The following is a 20,745-nucleotide window of genomic DNA, read 5'->3' on the forward strand; positions in this document are numbered from 1 at the left end:
AATTCCTTAATTTAATGTATTCTTGATAAATTGATTCCCGTCAATTAATTTTTGTGTTGCTTCTTCTTTAGTACTATCAGTTAAAATCATTACAATTGCTAACTTCACATTTTCTTCTGCTTCTACAAATTTTAGTTCGGAAATTTCATAACTACAACCCGTTGCTTCCATAATAATCCGTTTGGAACGCTCCACTAATTTTTCATTGGTTGGTTTTACATCAACCATTAAGTTATTGTAGACTTTCCCAATACCAATCATGGAAATAGTTGATAACATATTTAAAATTAATTTTTGAGCTGTCCCAGATTTCAAGCGAGTCGAACCTGTTAAAAATTCAGGTCCTGCATCTACTTCAATAGGCATTTGTGCATACTTACTAATTTCAGCATCTTTATTACATGCCACAGTTGCGGTAGCTGCTCCCACCGTTGTAGCATATTCTAAACCGCCAATTACATAAGGCGTCCGACCACTGGCTGCAATCCCAACAACAATGTCATTTGCTGATAATTTTAGATCAACTAAATCTTGACGACCTAGTTCTTTTGAATCTTCAGCACCTTCTACTGCGACAGTCATTGCTTTTTGACCACCAGCGATGAGGCCTTGAACCATCTCTGGCTCGACGCCAAAAGTTGGTACGCATTCGGCTGCATCTAAGACACCTAACCGACCACTCGTACCAGCGCCCATGTAGATCAAGCGGCCGCCTTGATTGAAGCTTTTGATGATGGCTTCTACCACTGGTTCAATGGCTGCTAATTCTTGACCCACTGCCATTGCAACTTTTTGGTCTTCTTGATTCATTTTTTGTAAAGCTTCTTTGACACTCATCTCATCTAAGCCCATTGTATTTTCATTTCTACGTTCAGTTGTTAAGTTTTCTAAATTCATTCTCTATCGTTCCTTCCGTGACTAGCGTAAATTGATTGCCTGCCTTGATTAACGGCAATATCGTTTGATCTTTTTCAATAATTCGTGTAATCGTATTGACTTTTTCATCTTTCGGCAAGTCCACAAGTGTGACTTGAATTTCTCCCATATAGCGACCATATTTTTCATTATCAATCGTTACGGTTCCCACTGGACGGGCTTCAGTCTGCTCTGACTCAATCGTTGCAATTTCATCTTTTCTGAACATTTCACTCGTTCTTGATAATTCACTTCGCAAAACATCTCTTGCAGCATCTAAACGATTGGTATGAGTCCCAAGTATTCGCTTCAAATAGCGGCTCTTGCTAGGTGCTACTTCTAACAGAAATTGATTGGTTTGGTGATAATAACCAAATTGAGCCATGGTTCGCTCACTAATTGTGGGGTCACCAATATAAACAGCATCGACATAAGGATCAGCCATCAAACCAACGGCAGCGGCGAAAGGATTTTGCCCCCGATGTTTTTCTAATGTTGGTAAACCAGCAAAAATTGGGCCTCTTGTTTGTCCATCTCCTGGCACAAAAGTAAAAACTTGTAAGCCTAATTCTTTAAGCCAGCGGTTCTTTTCATTAAAAAATGTTGTTCCAATGCCTGTTTCAGGTCTTGGATAATAATTATGCCAAGCTTCTAAGCGAGAAAAGTCCGCTTGGTGAGCCTTTAACTCAGCCACTTCTTCCAGTGTAATGGTACTAGCATTCAATCCTATATCAATCTTATGTGAAGCATGAGCCATTTGTTCTATCGTAATGCCGTAGTCCATCCGGAGGCCAGTTACGCCCAACTCGATTAAAGGCTCTAATTCATCGAAAGAAAAACCCGCTCTTTTTAACGCTTCACCTGAAATATCTACCATAATTTTCATTTTTTCTGCCTTAGCAATTGCCCCTAAATCAGTCAAGCGTTGGCGGTAAAGGGAAGTATCATCTTCTGGAATGTGTAAAGAAGTGAAAATACCATCAAATCCAAGCGCTTTCATCTTTTTGATATAAATAATTGTATCGTTTGTAATCTCTTCACCAAGAAAAACTGAAATACCATACATCTTTTTAGCTCCTCTCTAATACGCTTTCATTATAACTTGTTTGAAATAAAATTTCAACTATTTTTCTAAATATTTTTTAATTCCAAAATAAAATTTTATTTATGTTCAAAAAAAACAGATATTCCTTTATAGAAATATCTGTCTAATTCATTAATTGGCTGTGGCAGAGCCAACTGGTGTACCAGCTGTAACCACGCCAGTTTTCTCTAACGAAAATTGTGCTACTTTATCCATGTTGGTAATAATGACAACCATTTCAGTTCCTTTACCAGCTGCTTTAATTGCTTCTAAATCAGCAATTGCGACCACCGTATCTGCAGTCACTTGGTCGCCTTCTTTCACTTTAATAGTGAACGGTGCCCCGTTTAACTCTACCGTATCGATACCCATGTGTAATAAAATTTCAAGACCGTTTGTCATTTTTAAACCAATGGCATGTTTTGTTTGGAAAACGCTTAAAACTTCTCCTTCAATAGGTGCATAAATTTCACCATTTTCTGGAACTACTGCATAGCCATCTCCCATCATTTTTTGTGAAAAAACAGGATCATTCACTTCACTAATTGGGATAACGGTTCCATTGGCAACGGCATACATTGTATTATTTTCGACAACTTCATTCTTTTTCTTCAAAAATCCAAACATTTCTCTTCCCCCATTTTTTAAAGTATCACTAGTATAGAAAAAAGTTTCATGAATTACAAGTGGCACCTTTGTATAATTCTAAAATTTATTTTAAAATAAGAATTTGCATTGGCATTTACTTTGTCAGCGGGTATACTTATACTTGATGTATTTTGCATTTATTTCAGAAAGGAATGGTGACATGCTTTTTGCTAACCTATGGAAAGCAATTATTCTTGGTATTATCGAAGGAATTACCGAGTGGCTTCCAATTAGTAGTACCGGACATTTAATTTTAGTGGATGAGTTTATTAAACTCGATCTAAGTAAAGATTTTATGGAAATGTTCAACGTCGTTATCCAATTGGGAGCGATTATGGCGGTTGTTATTTTATACTTCCACAAATTGAATCCTTTCTCACCAAAGAAAAATGGCGAAGAGAAAAAAGATACTTGGATTCTTTGGTCTAAAGTCTTAGTCGCTTGTTTACCAGCGGCAGTTATTGGTCTAAAATTTGATGATTATTTAGATGCACATTTTTATAACTTTTTAACAGTATCGATTATGTTAATTGTTTATGGGATTGCTTTTATTATCATTGAAAAACGAAATAAAAATGTTGCACCGAAGTGTACTAATCTAAAAGACTTCACTTATAAAGCCGCTTTAATCGTTGGTGCTTTCCAAGTACTGGCATTAATTCCAGGAACTTCACGTTCAGGAGCGACCATTTTAGGGGCAATCTTAATTGGGGCCTCACGTTTCGTTGCAACAGAGTTTTCATTTTTCTTAGGAATTCCAGTAATGTTTGGAGCAAGTTTTTTAAAAATCTTTAAATTCTTGGCCAAAGGAAATACGTTTGGATCAGAAGAAATCATTATTTTATTAACTGGCTCTATTGTTGCCTTCGTTGTTTCCATCATTGCGATTAAATTCTTATTGAATTACTTGAAGAAAAACGATTTTACAGTTTTCGGTTGGTATCGTGTAATTTTAGGTGCGATTTTAATTGGCTACTGGTTATTCTCATAAAAATAAAACCGTTGCTTTCACTGTTGAAAGCAACGGTTTTATTTTTTTAAATCGCCAAACGTTATTCGCTCAATCCCCTGTTCTTCAAACCACTGACGAACACGAGGATCACAAATTGTTGCTAATTCTTTGCAGCGTAAAGTGGTATATGAAGAATTATCTAACACAAATTGATCCAAATACCCAACATCAAAATGCATCTCAGCAATTGCCGATTCCGGCATCCATAATAAACCAAAGTCATCTTCTAAAAAATTCTCCACTGATACGCCTTCGTGAATATAAGATAACGCGCCAGACTCTAACAAATGTGTTACCTGGAAATAACCTTGTTGCGGTGGATATTCTTTTTCCCCACTATATTTCAGGGTTGTATGAAGTCCGTACTCTTCTGCTAATTCTAAAAATACTTGATCAACCACTTCATCCCCAATCGAGTGGCAATCAAAATGTTCAGGATAATGTCCAGTTAGTTCCTTAAAGCGCGTCAATTGCGCAATCGTTTCAAGTCGTACTTCTTCATATACGAAGGTTACTTGCTTTTGTTGACGATAATAAGAAGAGCGATGAAAATTGCCTTGTTCATCTACCAGTGAAGGAATCATACATGGGTCCGCACAAGGTTTCCCTAATAAAAAATTCGTATGCTGACCTACAAATAAGCCTGGATAATTTTTTGCTAACGCAACGGCGTGTTCTGCTGTTGGTAAATTGGGCATCAAAAGTGTCGACGTTGTTAAACCATCGACATAACTTTTGATAATGCCATGATTAATCGCTTCTGACATCCCAAAATCATCAGCATCAACAATTACTTTAACCAACAGCTCCCCCTCTTTTCTTTACGTATTTTTGATGACAATTCCGACAATAATATTAACAGCTGATTCACAATCATTAATAGTGCGCTCAAGCTGATCATAAACATCTTTCCACTTGATAACTTTTAATAAATCTTTTTCGTTAGTCATCAAATCTTTCATGGCGCTACTGTATAATTTATCGCCTTGAGATTCAATCGTATTCACTTCATCAATCAATGAAACTAACGTTTTGGAATTCTTAAATTTTGCAAATTCCTTCGTTGCTGATTTAACGCCTTCTGTCGCTTTAACAATATAAGCAGTTAATTCTAGCGCGGGCGCAATCATTTCTTCGACAACTAAATGATCAAGTAAATAAGACAAACTATTAATGCTATCGATAATGTTATCTAAGTGATCCGTAATATCGACAATATCTTCTCGATCAATCGGCGTAATAAAGGAAATATAGAGTTCATTTAAAATTTTGCGAACAATTTCATCATTCTCTTTTTCCAATTGATGAATCGCTTCTGATTTTTTTACTAAGTTTTCTAATGAATAATTGTCTACAATTTCTTGCAAAACCTTTGCCGCTTCATAAGCATTTGTTGCTAACTGGTTTAATTCTCCAAAATAATCAAATTGTTTTTTACGTGCCATGTTTTTCTCTCCTTAAAAAATTGCAATAAATAATTTTGACATCACATAAGCGATCAGCCCACATCCTGGGAAAGTTAAAATCCATGCTATCAGCATTTCTTTCACGATACGCCAGTCAACACTTGAGATTCGCTTAGAAGCACCTACTCCCATAATCGCTGTCGTTTTTGTATGAGTAGTTGAAACTGGAATCCCAAAAGCCGATGCTAAAAATAAACAAATAGCCGTGCTTAAATCTGCAGTGAAGCCTTGATAGCGTTCGAGTTTTACCATATCCATCCCGACTGATTTAATGATTCTCATGCCGCCCACAGAAGTTCCAATGCCCATTGTAATGGAACACAGAACCATAACCCATAACGGAATCACAAAACCGCCACCTGTTTTTTCGACTAAATTATTATAAAAAAGCACTAACATGAACACGCCCATAAATTTTTGCCCATCTTGCGCACCATGTAAAAAAGCATTAGCTCCTGCACCAAAGGCTTGTCCAACTGTAAAAAATTTGTTGGCTTTTCTTCTAGGCACAGCCGAGAAAGCTTTCACAACAAGTTTGGCAATCAAATATCCGCCGCCAAAGCCCATTACGGTAGAAACAACTAGACCAACAAGCACTTTGATCCATTCCGAGCCATTGACTGCACCCAAACCACCTAATGCCATTGCCGAACCAGTCAAGCCGGCAATTAACGCATGGCTTTCACTTGTGGGAATACCAAAATACCACGCAGCAACTGCCCAAACCACAATTGAAAAAAGCGAAGCAGCCAAAGCCACCTGTGAAGCGTTTCCATTTGCGTCAAAACTAACAATGTTGCTAATCGTTTCAGCTACTTGGGCATTAAAAAAGGTCATGACTAATGCACCTAAAAAGTTCATCACAACAGCCATCCAAATTGCGACATTCGGTTTTAACACCCGAGTCGAGACAGCGGTTGCAATTGCGTTCGGCGCATCCGTCCAACCGTTAACAAAAATTACACCCATTACCAAAGTAATCGTTACCAATAATGCAATACTCACAAAGACACCACCATTTTTCATTTATCTATTTTATCATAGCATGTTTTAAAAAAAATGTATGCTTTTTTCTTAAGGCTCTGGCAAATTTTCTTATTTTTTTCTTGAAATTGTCTGTTAAGGAAAAAAACTTGTCGTCTTTTATTGCAATGGAACAATGGATTAGGTATAATGATTACTGTTGAATTACATTGGCTGACCAGTGTAAAACCTAAATCATCGGAGGTGAAACAAATGCCAAATATCGAATCTGCAATCAAACGCGTACGTACAAGTGCTAACGCGAATGCGAAAAATTCATCTCAAACAAACGCAATGCGTACAGCAATCAAGAAATTTGAAGAAGCTGTAGCTGCTGGAGCTGATAACGTCGATGCTTTATACAACGAAGCTGTTAAAGCTGTTGATATGGCTGCAACTAAAGGTTTAATCCATAAAAACAAAGCTAACCGCGATAAAATTCGTTTAAGCAAATTAGCTAAATAATGTGAGATAGAAGTTAGCATTCATGTTAGCTTCTTTTTTCATCAAAAAATGTCCAAGTCTGTTTTCACAAAGACTCGGACATTTTTTTATAAAGGTGAATCAATCCACGGTAAATCTGTTGTGAGATGTTGACTAAATAATTTAGTCTCTTCTCGCAAAGCTAAACGTTGTTGTCGTCTCGTTTCATAATTGGAACAAATCAACTTTTCTTCTGCAGTTTCTGGGACGACTGCCGCTAATTGGAAGTCACTTTCAGGATTCATATGAGACGGAATGGCTACAAAAGTTGTAAAACAAGTCGCCGCTAAATAACGCTCTCCAGTTGTTAAATCTTCTCCTACAACTTTAACAAATACTTCCATCGATTTATGATGCACGCCAGAAACAAACGTTTCAACACACACTGAGTGATTTTCTTTTAAAGGTTTTAAAAAATTCAAGTTATCTAAAGATGCTGTAACTGCCCCTCTCCGACAATGTCGTGAAACGGAAATGGATGCGGCGTCATCAATTAAAGACATTAATTTCCCACCAAATAGTGCACCAAAGGGATTTAAATCAAAGGGAAATACACGATGTGTTTGAATCACTCGTGATTCTCGACAAAATTTTTCTTTCGTCATTAACGATTCCTCTACTTTCATTTATAAACTTTTCCACGCTTTACTTTAGCTTACTTTACCATTTGATGCAATCCTTACTTTTTAGGAAACATTTAAAAAATAACAAATTTGCAAGTCCCATTTATTCATTTTTAGGAAAGTTGCTGTATAATAATAACGGTTAAAGAACTTTTAAGGAGATGGATACACATGAAAATTGCAATTGCTGGTGCCGGCGCTATGGGCAGCCGTTTAGGAATTATGTTGCATCAAGGCGGAAATGATGTAACTTTAATCGATCAATGGCCCGCGCACATTGAAGCCATTCGTAAAAATGGTTTAATCGCTGATTTTAATGGAGAAGAAGTTGTCGCGAACCTACCAATCTTCTCACCAGAAGAAATTGACCATCAAAATGAACAAGTTGATTTAATTATTGCTTTAACCAAAGCACAACAATTAGATGCAATGTTTAAAGCGATTCAACCAATGATTACTGAAAAAACGTATGTACTATGTTTATTAAATGGCTTAGGTCATGAAGATGTACTAGAAAAATATGTGCCAAAAGAAAACATCTTGGTTGGCATTACCATGTGGACAGCTGGTTTAGAAGGACCGGGACGTGTTAAACTTTTAGGTGATGGCGAAATTGAATTAGAAAATATTGATCCTTCTGGTAAAGAATTTGCTTTAGAAGTCGTTGATGTCTTCCAACAAGCTGGTTTAAATCCAAGCTATAGTAGCAATGTTCGCTACTCTATTTGGCGGAAAGCCTGTGTCAATGGCACGCTAAATGGTTTGTGTACAATCCTTGATTGTAATATTGCCGAATTTGGTGCACTACCTGTTAGTGAATCCCTTGTTAAAACATTAATCAGTGAATTTGCAGCAGTCGCAGAAAAAGAAGCCATTCATTTAGATCAAGCAGAAGTCTATACACATATTGCTCAAACTTATGATCCAAACGGTATTGGCTTGCACTATCCGTCTATGTATCAAGATTTAATTAAAAATCATCGTCTCACAGAAATTGATTACATCAATGGTGCCGTTTGGCGCAAAGGACAAAAATACAACGTAGCAACACCTTTCTGTGCCATGTTGACACAGCTTGTTCACGGAAAAGAAGAACTATTAGGAGCTAAATAATAAGAAAGTGCCAGAGGCAATCGTTGTACAACGATTGCCTCTGGCATTTTCTTATTTTGCTTGTGCAGTCAATTTTAAAATAAATAATTGGAATAGTAATTCTTTATCCATTTGGCCCGTTTTCATGCGATAATCATTTTCAACTAATTCATCATAAAGTCTTTCTAATCGAGACAATTCAAATCGTCGGACTTGTTGTAACGCTAACTTGACTCGATAAGGATGAACCTTTAATGTATCAGCGATATTCGCTTGTTGATAGCCCATCTTAGCCAAAATTTTTGTTTGTAGAAAAAGGCGAATCTGATTCAATAAGATTGCATTTAACTTAATGGTTTCTTCTCCTTGTAAAAGTAAATCTTCATACAATTGAACAGCTTTTTCACTGTTTCCAGAAAGTACTTCGTTGGTTAAGTCAAAAACATTATGTTCCAAAGACTTAGGGACTAATTCTTGAACCGCACCTCGTGTAATTGTCTTCGTTTCAAGGGCATATAAATACAGCTTCTGTAATTCTCCCATAATTTTTGATAAGTTCAAGTCTGTCAATTGAAGTAATAAATCAAAAGCATCGGAGCGAATAGTGTACCCTTCGCTCTCAATCGTTTGAGAAATGTACTGACGAATAGCCTTTTCATCCATTGGATTGACGTCAACCACTGTGGCATTTTTTTTCAATGCTTTGGTAATTTTTTTGCGTTCATCTAATTTTTCATAAGAGGCCATAAAAACAAGAACAGTTGTTGGTGATGGACTTTCCAAATAATTCAATAAAAGATTGACATCATGTTCCACACCGTTTGTTTTTCTTTCGGCAGTTAAAAAGTAAGGATTTTCCACAAAGACAAGGCGATAATCACCAAAAAACGGAATTGTTTCCGCTTCAGCAATCGCTGCACTTAAAGGTGTTTCCTCCATATCAAATGAGAAAAAGTTAAATTGATCATCCTCTTCCGTCAACAATTCTTTCATCAATGTTGTTTTAAATAATTCAGTTAAATAAAGTTCTGTTCCTATTAATAAATAAACTGGAGCGATTTTTTGCTCTCGCACTTCTTTCAAAGCTTTTTGTAACTCCATTGGCTCGCTCCTTTTCTCGTTTCTCTTGTTTATCCTATCATGTTACTTCTGGAAATACTAGTCTTGTTCTTTAACAAATTTGGCTTTAGAAAGCCCTTGCCAGGGTAACCATTGATAATAAATCATTCCTTGAAGATCGGTCCGATAATAATTTATTTTTTTCTCCTCCAGCGTCGCTAATGTCTCCTGATGAGGATGTTTAAAACGATTATTCAGTCCAGCTGAAATCAATGCTTCTCGCGGATTAAGCTGTTTGATAAATCTTTTAGTAGACGACGTTTTACTACCATGATGACCGACTTTCAAGATGTCGATTTTCAACTGGGGATAGCGAGCCAACACTTGTTCTTCTCCTTCGGCTTCCAAGTCACCAGTAAATAAAAAATGCCGTCCGCCTAATTGTGTGGAAAACACTATCGAGTCATTATTGCCCCCAATACTGCTCTTATTTGGCGATAAAATTTGAAAAGAAACGGGCCCATTAATTCGCTTGGGCGCTAAAATCGGCCGACAGTCTGTCCCGCTTTTTTGGAGTTGTTTCAAGACTTGGCGAAACGAAAAATTGGCTTCAGCTGCTCCTTTAGGAAAATAAAGAACAGAAATTGGAACCTTCTGCGCAATGGCTAATAAATCGCCAAAATGGTCTTCATGTGCGTGTGTGATGATCACTTCATCTAAACGTTTGACTCCTTGACTTTTGAGAAAAGGAATCACTGAATATTCCGCTCCTGATCGACTATTTTTCCGTTGCCGCCAAGCTTCTTTGTCAAAAGACAACCGCCCCCCTGTATCGATCAGTGTATTTTTTCTGTGAAAAGGCGCTTGGATAAACAAACTATCCCCTTGGCCTACATCGATCATTGCAACAATGCCAATTGGCGAAAGGTATTTACTATTTATCAAAACAATTAGTAGTCCGATTGAGAAAAAAATTTTTTTAGACTTGTGTGCTAAATAAATCATTGAAAGTCCGATTAGTAATAACAAACTAATTTGTATCCAAGCATTTAAATAGCCGATGGTCAGCTTCGGATTTAAGTGAACTAGCACCCACTCAAATAAGCCATTCATTGTTAAAAATAGTGGTTCGAGCAAGGCTGCTAAATAACGTGCTGGCATAATAATCACTAGAAAAAAGCTCAACGTCAAAAGCGGTAACAAGAACCGTTCAAAAATTGGTAACAAGAGAAATGTTAAGAAACTTCCTAACAAGGGCCATTCATAAAATGATTGGACTAAAATAGGTAAGGAAGCCACAGCCAATAGGAAAGAGCCTAAACAATTTTTAATGAAAGGCGAAGAATAACCAACCAATGTTTGCTCTAAAAACAGCAGAACAAAGGAAAGTAAATAACTAAATTGACCGCCGACTGAAAAAAAGAGGGTTGGCTGAACAATCAAGTGTACTAAGAGAGTTAAACTCCAACAATCGAGGGCCGGAACCTGCCAATTAAACCGTCGATTGAACGTATTGAGGTTTGTTTGTAAAAGCGCCCGCATGACACTGACTGAGAATCCTGTTAAACCAGCATATATCAGTGAAAAACCGCATTGCCACAAAAAATAACTTTCTTGCGTTCGGCGAGCAATTCTTAGCATCAGCAAGCGAAATAAACGAAGGAAAAAAGAAACATGCATCCCTGACAAACTAAAAAGATGCAAAATGCCTAATGCTGAAAATTTATCGCTTATTTCAGCAAATTCTTCATTACGAAAACCTAAGAGCAACGCATTCATATACATTGCACTAGTCTCAGCAAAATTTTTCTGAATATGTACCATCGCCCATTTCCGCCAGCCGCTAATGATTTCTTTAAACCGCCAAGAAAAAAAGGAACGTGGTTGTCCTATCTCCTCAATGAATAAAATAGCTTCGATTCCTTGATTCTTCAAAAATAGTTGATAATTGAAGCCATTTTTGTTGGTTTGACCTTGGGGCGAGTCTAAAATACCTACGGCAGTTGCCTGAATGGTTGTGGTTAGTTGTTGCCATTGCTGTTTTTCTTTCACACTTTTTAATTGATAAAATGCCATCACTTTCTGCCTTTTGCCTTTTACGATCCAATTGGCAGGAAATTTCACTTGATCGCCATCGACTTGTATTTCATCTGGTAATATCGTTAGCTGTCCTGACAAGCGGACATCTTTAGGCAACAAAGAGACTGGCTTTAACCACTAGAAAATCAATATGCCCCCTACTATTAAAAAACTGCACAAAAAACCTTCCAATATAACAGGAAAACTTTTTGTACAGACAATACGGATAACAGTGATAGAAAAAAGAAGAGCTCCTAATAGACTAGGTGCGAAAAAACACCACAGCCCACAACTAGTCAGCAGAGCTATGAAGAACCAATTATTCCTCAGCTGAGGAAGGATTGTCCTCAAGTGTGGCAAATTCTTCTCCCCATTGTAATTCGGCAAAATATTTTGGTACTAAAGTCACTTTTTCAACCGTGGCTCCTACTTGTTCAATTAAATTTAGGGCGTACGCATCATTACGGTAATCCTTTAAATAATAAATCTTTTTAATCCCTGCTTGTAAAATCATCTTTGTACATTGCAGGCAAGGGAAATGTGTCACATAAATTTCTGCCCCTTCTGTAGGGACGCCAAACTTCGCACATTGTAAAATTGCATTCATTTCTGCGTGGATTGTTCGAACGCAATGATTATCAACAACATAACATCCTTCATCAATACAATGCGTTCCGCCACTGACTGAACCATTGTAACCTCCTGCAATAATTCGTTTGTCGCGAACAATGGTTGCTCCGACAGTTAACCGTGTGCAAGTACTTCTTAATGATAATAAGACGCTTTGTCCCATAAAATATTGGTCCCATGGAATTCGTTCCATAATAAACCTCCTTTATTTTTAATGACTCCTGTGTTCGATTTGCCAAATCATTTAATCTTATTACAAATAGTATGTTATCCGCATCCCATAGTCAAGAATTCTCAGGAATTTTCTGTTAAAAGTTAGCCAGTCACTGTCAACATGTCTTTTAAACGTTCTACTGTTTTCTCTCCAATACCTGGAACATTTTTCAGTTCCTCGACGGTTTTAAACGGTCCTTGTTCGTCACGAAAGCGAATAATCTCTTGTGCTTTTTTCGCACCGATTCCTGAAATCGTTTGTAGCTCTGCTTCTGTTGCCGTATTAAGGTTGATTTTTTCCTCCTGATTTTGCTGAGCAGGTGCTGATTCCTGCAGCGTTTCTAATGACTGTGGCACTGATTCTCCTTTTTTGGGCACGTAAATAATCATTTGATCTTTTACTTTTTGAGCGTAATTGACCTGGGTAGTATCAGCTTCCTCGCTCACACCTCCAGCTAAAGCTAAAGCATCCCAAATCCGCTGCTGATTTTTTAGTTGATAGATTCCTGGTACTTTCACTGCGCCTTTAATATCAACATAGATCATTGTTTCTGCCCTTTCTTTTGTGGCATCTGTGGCGACCTCTGCCATAGTGGTCAGACTTGTCTCCTCCCACATTGTGGTGTCTACTTGTGCCTCCTTATTAACCATCAAATAAATGCCCACTAATAGAGTTATCAAAATAACTATAGACGCGCCACTACCTAGCAATAGCCACTTTTTGGGTAACTGTTTCAACCAATCCATCGTTTGTCCTCCCTTCAAAATATAATTACGCATTTTTTAACAAAAAAATGCGCCTGGACCAAAAATCACTAGTAATTTTTGGCCCAGGCACACTTTTATTTTAATTTTTCTAGATAGTTCAAGGCATCTTGAACCGTTTTTACTGGGACAATTTTCATTTTTGTCCCAATTTTTTTCGCAGCTTCTTGTGCTTCTTGATAATTCGATTTGATTTTCGGTTCAACTTTTTTCATTTCTGAAGTTATTTCATCATCGGGTGCAAAGAAAATTTCTGCACCGTTCTCACTGGCTGTTACAACTTTTTTGTCAATACCACCGATTCTACCAACGATTCCTTGACTGTTCATCGTACCTGTTCCAGCAATTTCATGACCTTTACGTAAATCTTTATGACTTAATTGTTCATAGGTCTGCAAAGTAAACATTAACCCAGCCGATGGCCCACCAATATCACCCGCTTCAATAGATACTGGGATAGAAGAATCAATTTCTGTATGATCGGTCAAACCAATACCAATCCCCGCTTTTTTATCTGTTGGCAATTCAATTAATTTGCCGGTCGCTTCTTTTGCTTTGCCATCTTGAATAAATTGAACAGTGACTTTTTGATTCACTTTTTGTGCTTTAATGTAATTCATTAATTCTTCACTGCTTTTAAAAGATTTGCCATCCACGCCTGTCACGGTATCGCCAACTTCAATTTTTCCTTTAAAACTTGAGTTGTCTTCCATCGCTAACACATAGACGCCTTTAAATTTCATCTCATATGGAACCTTCGCTAATTTTAAGGCTTGCTCAATTGCGGCGTTTTTTGAGGAATCCATATAGTATTGTTGAATTCGATTATATTCGCTATTACTACTATCTCCCATTAATTCTTTTTTAGACATAACTTCTTGAAAATCCGAAAAGTTTGCTTTTATGGCAGAAAAAATAGTGGCCGAACGAATGCCCACCGTTGTTAAATAAAAAGCACCAGACTGCGTATCTTTTTTTCCATCAACAGTTACAAACTCTTTTAAATTTTCTGTCGTTCCTGGTCCTTCAATATAATAAGGAATTGGGACGATAAACAAACCAATTAGCAGCAATGCCAATACCATTGGAATGAGTGATTTAAACGAAAATTTTTCTGTTTTTTTATTCATTATTTTAGCTCCAGTCATTCTTCTTTTGTTTTAACGCATGATAAATATTGGGAGGAAGATAGTCAGACACATCGCCCCCAAAACGTAAAACTTCTTTTAGTAAACTGGAGCTTACATGTGCATATGGTTCTTCTGCTAATAGAAAAACCGTTTCAATTTCTGGCGCCAGATGTTGATTCATTTTAGCAATGTCTTTCTCGTACTCGTAGTCTTTGACGTTTCTAATGCCACGAATCAAAAAATTAGCCCCTAATGATTTTGCACTTTCCACAGTTAACTGGGTTTCTTGCATAATAACACGCACATTTGGCATTTCTTTAGTTGCTTCTTCAATTAAATATTTTTTCTCTTCTGGCGTAAATAATGTTTGCTTACTTGTATTTATAAAAACGCCAATAATGACTTCGTCAAATAACTTCGCACTGCGTTCAATCAAATTTAAATGACCATTTGTCATCGGATCAAAACTTCCGGGAAATAGAGCAATTTTACGCATCTTACGCCTCCTGACGATAAATCGTTACTTGAGTGATTCCGTAAACGGTTTCTCTTGTTTTTTCTAGTGTACCAATCGTTTCTGGTAACTTGACAGTTTTATCTGTTTCACAAACGATAACGGCTTCGTTTGTTAATAACTGCCGTTCTAACATCTTTTCTAATTGTGAAACAATTTCTTGTTTGGCATAGGGCGGATCCAATAAGACCAAATCAAATTGTAGCTTCTCTTCATAAAACTGTTCTAAGGCACGATTAGCATCCATTTTTCTAACTTCAAATTTTTCTGGTTCTTTTGTAATCGCAATATTTTCTTTAATTACTTTTAGTGCAGCAAAATTCTTTTCAATACAAATACTTTTGTCCATTCCACGAGAAACGGCTTCAATCGCTAACCCGCCACTTCCTGAATATAAATCCAGCGCCATTCCACCATCGAAATATGGACCAATCATATTAAAAATAGATTCTTTTACTTTATCTGTTGTAGGCCTAGTATTGTCGCCATCTAACGCTTTCAGGCGCCGGCCACCATATTCTCCAGAAATAACACGCATTGTTTCGACTCCTTTATCAATCATTCTTTTATAATTCATTATAACAAAAAGAGTGAAAAATGTTTGAAATTTCTCATAACATTTCTCACTCTTTTGCATTAGACATTCTCTGCTAAGCGAATCTCTGTAGATAATTCCTCTACTACATAGCCATCGTCTTCTTGTTCTTGATAAGCCGCTTTAGTACCAATTTTTTCAGCAAAATTCATTTCGACATCTGGTCGATACGATTTATCGACACTACGAACAAAATGTAACTGATTAATTTTTTCCATGTTACTTTCAATATTTTCTTCATTCATGTAAATCACCACATATTTCATTTTTCGTGAAACATAGTGAATCAGTCCATATCGGCGTAACTGTTTTAACGGTTTTAATGTGTATACCCAAACAATTAGGCAACGACGCTCTTGAAGCGTAAATTCTTTTCCTTCTTTAGCTTGCATGGCAGCTTCCTCCACAACCTGAATGTTTCTTTCCTCGTTCAAAGAAAGGATTTCCAGCATCTACTTTAATATCTTCAGAAATTAGTTGCGCAATCTTTAAACCAATTGTATCTAGCAACGTTTGAACGTTTGTCTCAGCAAAACGATAATTTGCAACGATTTCGTTTAAATCAAGCGCCCGCTTTGCTTTACGTAGAGCTCGTTGTTTCTCCCGAAAATCGGGTGCATGAATTCCATAAGCCTCTACTCGTTCAAAGGCTGACTTAGCTTCTAAAAATGCTTTTTGTAACTGAGCAACTTCCGCCGAAGCATACATAGCTTTTTTTGTTTCTTTATAGTTTTGAACAGCATCACTTTCTAAAAGTGCTGAAATTAAGCATTCTGTTTGATCTTCAATTGCAAATAAATGTTCTGTTACAATCATAACTTTTCACTACTCTCCGTGATTTGCCTATTTTCTGGTCGTTTCTCTAATAAGACTAACACACCTTCATTGGAAAAGGCAACGCCCAATTCTGTCGTTTCTGACTCAGCAAAATAGCTATCATATTGCGGGTCCGAAAACCATGACAAAATAGTAAAGGTACTATCATAAACAGGTTCTTGGAAAATACCTGCTGGTTCTCTCAACGAAAGTTTGCTCGTTTTAACTAATAAAGAAAATTCGTCCTTAGTCAACTGAAAGGGATGGATGGCTGTATGTTCCTCTCTCGTTTGTAACAATTCTGCTTGTCGATTTGCCGACAAAATTGTTGGTGTATGATTAGCCAGCGTTTGATACAATGTTTGGGCATCTTTTTGGCTTTGTGTAGAAACTGAAAAAGCAGCTTGATTTTCTTGCTGTTTAACCAGATTCATGACATAAATCGCTTGGTTACTTTGAACAGGATCGAAGGTCATTGACTGCGTTATATCAACTGGCAAAGGAGAACCTTCATTTAATTGATACGGCATTTCCGTGAGCAACGTTTCTTTATTGACATAATTAACTGCCATTAAACCGCCCGTCCGCTGATTAAAAAATAACACCGCAAAACTGCCATTATCAAAAGCAACCAGTGGTCGATAGTTCATATCTTCTTCCATCAGCTCGACATCGTAAGCTTCATGATGAAAATTAAATGCAAAATTCGAATAAATCGTCATTAAATCAGACAAGTCAGCAAGCTTCATATCTATTTTAAACGGTTCTATCATTTTGTCATTGTTAAAGGCCTTAATTGCGATGACTTTATTTTCTCGAACGTTGACTTCTAAGTAATCATTCATCGTCAAACCGAACGTCCATAATTCATACGTACGACCTGTTTTAATTTTTTCTTTAGGATTGCCAAACTGGCGGATAAAGGTTTCCACATCTTTCCCTATGTATGCTGCGTAGCCAGAAGCTGGCAATTCTTCATGAGGAACAGCGGTGTGAGCGCTGGATAAGCGCCCACTTTGAGCTGTTTCGGTTGGTTTTTCAGCAGGGAAAAAAACTGGCTCTAAATATCCGATGAGTAGAACTGTTAAAAAAACAGCAGTAAAGGCCCAAAATCGCTTCATTTTTTCCCCTCTCATCTTATTTTTCTTTCACTTCTAATAACAAATCACCTGAGCTGATTGCTTCGCCTTCTTCAACATAAATGTGATCTACCGTGCCCGCAAAACGTGCTTCGATAGTCGTTTCCATTTTCATGGCTTCTGTAATCAGCAACGGCTGACCTTTTTCTACTTTATCGCCACGTTTGACCAATACTTGTAGAACAGAACCAGACATCGTTGCGCCGATTTGTTCTTTATTAGTTGGTTCCGCCTTTTGTTTTACTTGAACAGCAGACTTAATGGAGGCATCTTTAACTAAAACCTCACGACGTTGCCCATTCAAATTGAAGAACAAGACACGGTTTCCGTCAATATCAGGTTCGCCAATTTCATCTAAACGAATAATTAACGTTTTTCCTCGTTCAATTTGAACTTCCAATGTCTCTCCTTGACGAATACCATTAAAGAATGTTGGCGTATCTAATAAGGTTATATCTCCAAAGGTTTCGTATTTTTGACGATACTCTAAAAATACTTGTGGATACATTAAATAACTTAAAACTTCTTCCAATTTAGGTTGATACCCAATTTTTTCGGCTAATTCTTCTTGTACTTTCGCAAAATCAACAGGTGCTGCTAAGTCACCTGGCCGCTCTGTGAAGGCTGGTCGACCTTTTAGAATAATTCGTTGCAGCTCTTTCGGGAACCCACCAACTGGTTGACCTAAATCACCTTGGAAAAAAGTCACAACGGATTCAGGAAAACTTAGTTCTTCACCACGCGCATAAACATCTTGTTCTGTCAGATGATTTTGAACCATGAAGAGTGCCATGTCCCCCACGACTTTTGAAGATGGCGTCACTTTTACAATATCACCAAACATCAAATTCACTGTGTGATACATTTTTTTGATTTCATCCCAACGGTGCCCTAAGCCTACCGCTTTTGCTTGCTGCTGCAGATTAGAGTATTGACCACCAGGCATTTCATGCATATAGACTTCTGTTTGCGGGGCATTTAAGCCATTTTCAAATGGTTGATAATACATGCGCACATCTTCCCAATAATGATTGATTTTCTGTGCATTATCAATGTTAATAGTTGGCGTCCGTTCACCATTGACTAAAGCATAATATAGACTGTTCATACTTGGCTGGCTAGTTGCGCCACTCATCGCACTCATTGCGACGTCAACAATATCAACGCCCGCTTTAGTAGCTGCTGAATATGTGATGATCCCATTGCCACTAGTGTCGTGAGTGTGGAGATGAATCGGTAAATCCGTGGCTGCCTTTAATTCACTAATTAAACGATAAGCAGCTTGTGGTTTCAATAAGCCAGCCATATCTTTAATCGCAATGATTTGTGCACCTAAATTTTCCAATTCTTTAGCCATATCAAGGTAATATTGAACATTATATTTTGCTCGGGCTGGATCATTGATGTCCCCAGTATAACAAATTGCTGCTTCCGCAATTTTTCCGGTATCCCGAACGACTTGAATACTTTTTTCCATTTGAGGAATCCAGTTTAAGCTATCAAAAATTCGGAAAACATCGACTCCTTGGCGAGCGGATTCTTTAATAAATTCTTCAATAACATTATCAGGATAATTTTGATAGCCTACCGCATTAGATCCTCTGAACAGCATTTGTAAAAGTGTGTTTGGCATCAACTGACGAATTTTTCTTAAACGTTGCCATGGGTCTTCGGTTAAGAAGCGATAGGCAACATCGAACGTAGCGCCACCCCACATTTCACTAGAAAACAGCTCAGGCAGGGCTGCATCAGTTAGACCAGCAATTGCTTTAAAATCTTGTGTTCTCACACGAGTAGCTAATAAACTTTGGTGCGCATCACGGAACGTGGTATCTGTCATTAACACACTTTCTTGATTCTTAACCCAATCGATGACGGCGGTTGCTCCTTGAGCGTCTAGAATATTTTTAGCTGTGATCACTTTTTCTGGAACTTCAATATCTGTCGGCACGCGCGGGGCTTCAAAATATTTTTTCTCCGTTCGTTCAATGCCAGGGAACCCATTGACCGTTACTTCTCCAATGTATTTCATCGTTTTATTGCCACGATCGCGCATACGAGGAAATTCAAATAATTCAGGTGTATTATCAATAAAGGTTGTTTTGGCTTCGCCAGATTGAAACGCTGGATAGCTCACAACATTTTGTAAAAACGGAATATTTGTTTTCACGCCACGAATCCGAAATTCTTTTAAGCAGCGTTGCATTTTACTGATTGCCTGTTCAAAAGAGAAACCATGCGTACAGACTTTAACCAATAAAGAATCAAAATATGGCGTCACAGCGTAGCCAGAATAAGCATTCCCTACATCTAAACGCACACCAAAACCACCTGGTGAACGATACGTATCAATTTTCCCTGTGTCTGGCATAAACTGGTTCAGGGGATCTTCAGTCGTAATCCGACATTGAATAGCCGCGCCTTTTAATGTCAATTCGTTTTGTTTTGGCAAATGCATATCTTTATGCAAATCAAGCCCTTGCGCAATTTGTAATTGAGAGATCACAATATCAATATCTGTAATCATTTCTGTGATAGTATGTTCTACCTGAACACGAGGATTCACTTCAATAAAATAAAACTGATCCCCTTCTACTAAAAACTCAACCGTTCCCGCATTCACGTAGCCGACATGCGCCATTAACTGCACAGCAGCCGAACAAATGGCTGCTCGTTGTTCTTCATTCATTGATACACATGGTGCGACTTCTACCACTTTTTGGTGGCGCCGTTGAACAGAACAATCACGTTCAAATAAATGCAAGACATTCCCATGATGATCGCCTAAAATTTGTACTTCGATATGTTTAGGATTAGAAATATACTTTTCAACATAAACCTCGTCAGAACCAAAGGCTGCTTTCGCTTCACTTTTTGCTCTTTCGTAACCTTCTCGTGCTTCCTTGGCATCGTGGGCAACCCGCATCCCGCGACCGCCGCCACCTAAAGCAGCTTTAATCATGATAGGAAAGCCATGCGTTTCACCAAAGGCTACGACCTCTTCCACCGTTGCTACTGGCCCATCTGAGCCTGGAATCGAAGCAATCCCCGCAGCTACAGCTGCTTCTTTCGCTTTAATTTTATCGCCAAAAATATCTAAATGGTGTGTTTTAGGTCCAACAAAAATGATTCCTTCTTCTTCACAACGTTCGGCGAAGCGTAAGTTCTCAGATAAAAAGCCATAACCAGGATGAATGGCATCTGCTCCCGATTTTTTGGCAATTTGGATAATATTTTCAATGTCTAAATAGGCTTCAATTGGTTTTTTCCCCTTACCAACTAAATACGCTTCATCTGCTTTGAAACGATGAACAGAATACTCATCTTCTGCAGCATAAATCGCTACTGTCTGGATATCTAATTCTGTACAAGCTCTAAAAATTCGAATCGCAATTTCGCCACGATTGGCAACTAATACCTTTTTCATAACGTCACTCCTACCATCAATTTCCTTCAAAT

The 20,745-nt window shown here is 37.7% G+C and carries 20 protein-coding genes and 1 pseudogene; 3 read left to right on the forward strand and 18 right to left on the reverse strand.

The window, feature by feature from the left end; genetic code table 11:
- Window positions 1-6: 6 nt before the first annotated feature.
- The 3 genes from murQ to IGL36_RS09600 all read right to left on the reverse strand — a co-directional run bounded on the left by murQ (window position 7) and on the right by IGL36_RS09600 (window position 2,692).
- A complete protein-coding gene (gene murQ / locus IGL36_RS09590; RefSeq protein ID WP_002384221.1) occupies window positions 7-897 on the reverse strand; it encodes an N-acetylmuramic acid 6-phosphate etherase in 891 nt (296 codons plus the stop codon).
- Window positions 872-1,981, reverse strand: coding sequence for a DUF871 domain-containing protein (locus IGL36_RS09595; protein ID WP_002367067.1), 1,110 nt, complete (start codon window positions 1,979-1,981; stop codon window positions 872-874). The genes murQ and IGL36_RS09595 overlap by 26 nt, the downstream gene beginning before the upstream one ends.
- A gap of 150 nt (window positions 1,982-2,131) precedes the next feature.
- On the reverse strand, window positions 2,132-2,692 hold the full coding sequence (locus IGL36_RS09600; RefSeq protein WP_002380597.1) for a PTS sugar transporter subunit IIA: 561 nt from the start codon (window positions 2,690-2,692) through the stop codon (window positions 2,132-2,134).
- Between the two features lie 115 nt (window positions 2,693-2,807).
- Between IGL36_RS09600 and IGL36_RS09605 the strand changes: the two genes are divergently transcribed.
- Window positions 2,808-3,638: an undecaprenyl-diphosphate phosphatase gene (locus tag IGL36_RS09605; protein WP_002356708.1), complete on the forward strand. Its 831-nt coding sequence runs from the start codon at window positions 2,808-2,810 to the stop codon at window positions 3,636-3,638.
- A 38-nt stretch (window positions 3,639-3,676) separates the two neighbouring features.
- On the opposite strand, the gene IGL36_RS09610 is transcribed toward IGL36_RS09605, so the two are convergent.
- The 3 genes from IGL36_RS09610 to IGL36_RS09620 are packed head-to-tail and all read right to left on the reverse strand — an operon-like array spanning window position 3,677 to window position 6,151.
- The gene (locus IGL36_RS09610; RefSeq protein WP_002362199.1) at window positions 3,677-4,462 is read right to left on the reverse strand and encodes a ChbG/HpnK family deacetylase; all 786 of its coding nucleotides are present in this window, start codon (window positions 4,460-4,462) and stop codon (window positions 3,677-3,679) included.
- Between the two features lie 18 nt (window positions 4,463-4,480).
- Window positions 4,481-5,104, reverse strand: a complete 624-nt coding sequence (locus tag IGL36_RS09615) for a DUF47 domain-containing protein (protein ID WP_002356705.1) — start codon at window positions 5,102-5,104, stop codon at window positions 4,481-4,483.
- A 12-nt stretch (window positions 5,105-5,116) separates the two neighbouring features.
- The gene (locus IGL36_RS09620; protein ID WP_002356704.1) at window positions 5,117-6,151 is read right to left on the reverse strand and encodes an inorganic phosphate transporter; all 1,035 of its coding nucleotides are present in this window, start codon (window positions 6,149-6,151) and stop codon (window positions 5,117-5,119) included.
- Window positions 6,152-6,361: 210 nt separating this feature from the next.
- Here IGL36_RS09620 and rpsT point away from each other — a divergent pair, with 210 nt between their 5' ends.
- Window positions 6,362-6,613 (forward strand): 30S ribosomal protein S20, encoded by a 252-nt coding sequence (rpsT, locus tag IGL36_RS09625; protein WP_002356703.1) that lies wholly within the window; start codon window positions 6,362-6,364, stop codon window positions 6,611-6,613.
- Window positions 6,614-6,699: 86 nt separating this feature from the next.
- Here rpsT and IGL36_RS09630 read toward each other — a convergent pair whose 3' ends face one another.
- Entirely contained in the window at window positions 6,700-7,257 is a 558-nt protein-coding gene (locus IGL36_RS09630) for an acyl-CoA thioesterase (RefSeq protein ID WP_002382741.1), read from the reverse strand.
- Window positions 7,258-7,425: 168 nt separating this feature from the next.
- Between IGL36_RS09630 and IGL36_RS09635 the strand changes: the two genes are divergently transcribed.
- Entirely contained in the window at window positions 7,426-8,367 is a 942-nt protein-coding gene (locus tag IGL36_RS09635) for a 2-dehydropantoate 2-reductase (protein WP_002385757.1), read from the forward strand.
- A 51-nt stretch (window positions 8,368-8,418) separates the two neighbouring features.
- On the opposite strand, the gene holA is transcribed toward IGL36_RS09635, so the two are convergent.
- The 11 genes and pseudogenes from holA to IGL36_RS09690 all read right to left on the reverse strand — a co-directional run bounded on the left by holA (window position 8,419) and on the right by IGL36_RS09690 (window position 20,713).
- On the reverse strand, window positions 8,419-9,447 hold the full coding sequence (holA, locus tag IGL36_RS09640; protein WP_002362655.1) for a DNA polymerase III subunit delta: 1,029 nt from the start codon (window positions 9,445-9,447) through the stop codon (window positions 8,419-8,421).
- A gap of 57 nt (window positions 9,448-9,504) precedes the next feature.
- Window positions 9,505-11,721, reverse strand: a pseudogene (locus tag IGL36_RS09645) (DNA internalization-related competence protein ComEC/Rec2).
- An 82-nt stretch (window positions 11,722-11,803) separates the two neighbouring features.
- Entirely contained in the window at window positions 11,804-12,307 is a 504-nt protein-coding gene (locus IGL36_RS09650) for a ComE operon protein 2 (protein ID WP_002356697.1), read from the reverse strand.
- Window positions 12,308-12,429: 122 nt separating this feature from the next.
- On the reverse strand, window positions 12,430-13,107 hold the full coding sequence (locus IGL36_RS09655; protein WP_002385754.1) for a helix-hairpin-helix domain-containing protein: 678 nt from the start codon (window positions 13,105-13,107) through the stop codon (window positions 12,430-12,432).
- 62 nt (window positions 13,108-13,169) lie between these two features.
- Window positions 13,170-14,240, reverse strand: a complete 1,071-nt coding sequence (locus tag IGL36_RS09660) for a SepM family pheromone-processing serine protease (RefSeq protein WP_002382735.1) — start codon at window positions 14,238-14,240, stop codon at window positions 13,170-13,172.
- A complete protein-coding gene (gene coaD / locus IGL36_RS09665; RefSeq protein ID WP_002356693.1) occupies window positions 14,227-14,718 on the reverse strand; it encodes a pantetheine-phosphate adenylyltransferase in 492 nt (163 codons plus the stop codon). The genes IGL36_RS09660 and coaD overlap by 14 nt, the downstream gene beginning before the upstream one ends.
- 1 nt (window position 14,719) lies before the next feature.
- Window positions 14,720-15,313 carry a 16S rRNA (guanine(966)-N(2))-methyltransferase RsmD gene (rsmD, locus tag IGL36_RS09670; RefSeq protein ID WP_002414371.1) on the reverse strand — a complete coding sequence of 198 codons (594 nt, stop codon included), beginning with the start codon at window positions 15,311-15,313 and terminating at the stop codon, window positions 14,720-14,722.
- Between the two features lie 59 nt (window positions 15,314-15,372).
- Complete coding sequence (locus IGL36_RS09675) at window positions 15,373-15,723, reverse strand: YlbG family protein (protein ID WP_002356691.1); 351 nt, start codon at window positions 15,721-15,723, stop codon at window positions 15,373-15,375.
- Window positions 15,713-16,147: a YlbF family regulator gene (locus IGL36_RS09680; RefSeq protein ID WP_002356689.1), complete on the reverse strand. Its 435-nt coding sequence runs from the start codon at window positions 16,145-16,147 to the stop codon at window positions 15,713-15,715. The genes IGL36_RS09675 and IGL36_RS09680 overlap by 11 nt, the downstream gene beginning before the upstream one ends.
- The gene (locus IGL36_RS09685) at window positions 16,144-17,268 is read right to left on the reverse strand and encodes a CAP-associated domain-containing protein (protein WP_002356688.1); all 1,125 of its coding nucleotides are present in this window, start codon (window positions 17,266-17,268) and stop codon (window positions 16,144-16,146) included. The genes IGL36_RS09680 and IGL36_RS09685 overlap by 4 nt, the downstream gene beginning before the upstream one ends.
- A gap of 16 nt (window positions 17,269-17,284) precedes the next feature.
- Complete coding sequence (locus tag IGL36_RS09690; RefSeq protein ID WP_002356687.1) at window positions 17,285-20,713, reverse strand: pyruvate carboxylase; 3,429 nt, start codon at window positions 20,711-20,713, stop codon at window positions 17,285-17,287.
- Window positions 20,714-20,745 lie beyond the last annotated feature (32 nt).

The sequence above is a fragment of the Enterococcus sp. AZ011 genome (assembly GCF_050548355.1).
GTDB lineage: Bacteria > Bacillota > Bacilli > Lactobacillales > Enterococcaceae > Enterococcus > Enterococcus faecalis.